This is a genomic window from Amaricoccus sp., assembly GCF_017995835.1.
Lineage (GTDB): Bacteria > Pseudomonadota > Alphaproteobacteria > Rhodobacterales > Rhodobacteraceae > Amaricoccus.
Genome location: NZ_JAGOID010000198.1, coordinates 1 through 2,839, shown reverse-complemented (window position 1 = coordinate 2,839; position 2,839 = coordinate 1). Strand labels below are relative to the sequence as shown.

Annotated in this window: 2 protein-coding genes and 2 pseudogenes; 2 read left to right on the top strand and 2 right to left on the bottom strand. The window is 68.4% G+C overall.

Annotated features, from left to right (window positions below):
- A pseudogene (locus KBA23_RS16620) lies at positions 1 to 286 on the bottom strand (YfcC family protein); the annotation flags it as partial.
- A gap of 554 nt (positions 287 to 840) precedes the next feature.
- Between KBA23_RS16620 and KBA23_RS16615 the strand changes: the two are divergent.
- Positions 841 to 1,344 (top strand): hypothetical protein, encoded by a 504-nt coding sequence (locus KBA23_RS16615; RefSeq protein WP_290743339.1) that lies wholly within the window; start codon positions 841 to 843, stop codon positions 1,342 to 1,344.
- A gap of 6 nt (positions 1,345 to 1,350) precedes the next feature.
- On the opposite strand, the gene KBA23_RS16610 is transcribed toward KBA23_RS16615, so the two are convergent.
- Positions 1,351 to 2,568 (bottom strand): M20 family metallopeptidase, encoded by a 1,218-nt coding sequence (locus KBA23_RS16610; protein WP_290743337.1) that lies wholly within the window; start codon positions 2,566 to 2,568, stop codon positions 1,351 to 1,353.
- Between the two features lie 62 nt (positions 2,569 to 2,630).
- Here KBA23_RS16610 and KBA23_RS16605 point away from each other — a divergent pair.
- Positions 2,631 to 2,839, top strand: a pseudogene (locus tag KBA23_RS16605) (hypothetical protein); the annotation flags it as partial.

Sequence of the window (2,839 nt, the reverse complement as noted above, 5' to 3'; positions counted from 1 at the left end):
CGTCGAGCGCGCCGGTCGCCTGCAGGACGCCGAACGCCCCACCGATGATGAAGATGTAGAAGACGATCGAGGCGGTGGCGGCGAGCCCGCGCGGCCAGGCGAGGAAGACATCGCCGAATCCGGCCGGATGCGCCGGAATCGGGCGATAGGAGTCGGGATCGACGATCTTCCGCCCTGCCACCTCGGTGCGCTGGTACTCGCCCGCCGGCAGGAGGTGGGTGGCGATCGCCGCCAGAACGACGAGCGCGAACAACAGAACGAAGGTATGGGGAACCCTGAGCTTCAAGCTGCTATCCTGGGAGCTGGCCGGTTGCCGACATCTCCGCACCAGTCTACCGGCGCCGCTCTTGCCGCGCCAATTCCACTTCCGGACGACGATCGAATCCTGCGGGCATCACTGCGCAGATGGTCGAAGTTCACTGCGCCGCTGCGCTCTCCGTGGTCGTCTCTCCCGCACGGTCGGCGCGCCCGATCCAGGCGAGTGGCGCTCTCGCCGTCACTGAAGGCAGGCGGCCGCGACGTTTCGGGGCTCTAGGCCGTATGAAGAAGCAAGGCGAGTCCGACGGCAGGCGGAGGACTCGAGAAGGGCTTTCCCGGCGCGCCGCAGGCTCTGCGCAGCGAGGTGATTTCATTCGAAACGCAGAAAGGACGCAAACGAGCAGATGGCCGCGTTGTGGCGCTCTCCTGCTCGGGCTGTGCGGGTTCGTCGGGACGGCATTCGGCGCGGTCGATGCGCGCTGCCCTTCCGGGCACGGGCTGTTCGGCTCGTCAGCCGTCGCCGGCGGTCGCGTCGTCTGCCTCGTCGATCATGACGCGGCGGGCAGATACGAGCTCTTCTCCGTGCCGGCAACCGGTGGATCAGCGGTCAAGCTCTCGCCCGCGATGGCGGACGATCGTGACGTCATCCGCTTCGCCGTTTCTCCCGACGGGGCGAGCGTGGCGTTCACCTGCGATCCGGTGCAATGGACGCGCTACGAGCTCCATACCGTCGCGACCGCCGGTGGCACGGCGATCCGGATCTCCGGCTCGGTCGCCTTCGATCACGATGTCGACGATTTCACCTGGTCGAGCCTCTCGGATCTGGTGATCTTCCGCTACGGCCGCAACGCCACCGGCACCTGGAACCTCTATTCAGTTCCCGCGCGCGGCGGCCAGCGCCAGCAGCTCAATCCGCCGCCGGTGGCGAACGGCGCCGTCCAGCCCGGAGCCGGCGTGCATCTCGGCAGCGCCTGGTACCTGTGCGATTGCGAGCGCGACGAGCTCATCCAGGCGTACCTCGCGCCGCTCCCCAGCTCGGTTTTCAGCGACGGTTTCGAGGCCGGCGCGACCAGCGCCTGGCGCTAGGCGAGGCTACTCGGAAGCTCCCACGCCGGCGCAGAAGGCGAGCGCCAGGTGGGCGTAGATCTTCGCGGCTTCGGTAATCTCCGCCACCGGCACCGATTCGCGCGGCGAGTGTGCGAGCGAGAGCTCGCCGGGGCCGAGAATGATCGTCGGGATGCCGGCGTAACCGGAGAGCAGCGCACCGTCGGTCCACGCCGGAAAGGTGGTGAGCTCGCCCACCTCGCCGCAGACCTCTCGCCGAGCGACCTGCGCGGCGAGGGCGAGCGGCGCCTCCGGCGGCGTGACCAGGGCGACGTGCAGGAGGTTCCCCATACCGCCCTGCACCCTGCGGACGACCGTGTGAAGACCGGGGAAACTGCGCTCGACACGCTCCAGCAGATCGGTCAACTCGGCGACGATGCTCTGAAAATTCTCGCCGGGAACCGTGCGACGATCGAGCGTGAGCAGGCAGGTCGCAGCGACCGTCGACGGCTGGTCGCCGCCGCGGATCGTGCCGAAGTTGATCGTCGGCGGCCCGAGAATCGGATGCCGTCGGGCCAGCAGGCGCGGCTTGAGCTCGTTCTCGACCATCGCCAGGAACATCCCCGCCGCCGATATGGCGTTGATCCCCTTGTCGGGGATCCCACCGTGCGCGGACTTGCCCTGGAAGTGGACCTCGAGCCATTCGAGACCCTTGTGTCCGAGGGCGATCCGGTTCGAGGTCGGCTCGCCGACCACCGCACCGTCGGCCCGGAAGCTGGTGTCGACCAGTTGCTCGGCGCCCAGGCTCTCCATCTCCTCGTCGATCACCGCGGCAAACGAAACTCGCCCGGCCGGCAGATGGCGCGACAGCGCCACGACAGCGCTCGCCATCGCTGCCAGGGCGCCTTTCATATCGACCGAGCCGCGGCCGAGGAGCCGGCCCTCGCGAATCTCGCCCGAGAGGCCGACGCCCGGATCGCCGGAGTTGAGCGGTACCGTGTCGGTGTGGCCGCAGAGCAACAGATGCGGTCCGGGCAGGCTCCCGGCGATGCTGACCAGGAGATTCGCCCGACCGGGCAGGACCTCCTCGAGCTGCACCCCGAGATCGCGCTCGCCGAAGAAGCGCGCTAGCGCCATGACGACGCGCTCCTCCTGGCGCTCGATGCCGGGGTGACTCGGTATCCGCACGAGCTCGGCGGCGAGGTCGACCGGAGCGAGTCGCCCGATCTCGGAGTCGATCAGCTGCAGCAGATTTTCGTCGGACATGGTTTCCCAGAGTGTAACCCAAGGCGAAAAACGGCGGCCCGGCGCGTGTAGGATCCGCCCCAATGTCCAACGAGCGAGCTGAGCCGCGCGCAGAGCTGGTGCGGGGTCTGGGTGTCTGGGACGGCGTGCTGCTCACCGTCGGCAGCGTCATCGGCACCGGCATCTTCCTCGTCTCCTCCGATATCGCCAAAGTCCTGCCGCATGGCGGCATGCTCCTCGCGGTGTGGCTCGCCGGCGGTCTCCTCTCGCTGGCCGGCGCGCTGACCTATGC

Bases quoted from the DNA above. Each gene is read 5' to 3' on its own strand.
- KBA23_RS16610 (WP_290743337.1), bottom strand. From the start codon at position 2,568: ATGTCCGACGAAAATCTGCTGCAGCTGATCGACTCCGAGATCGGGCGA.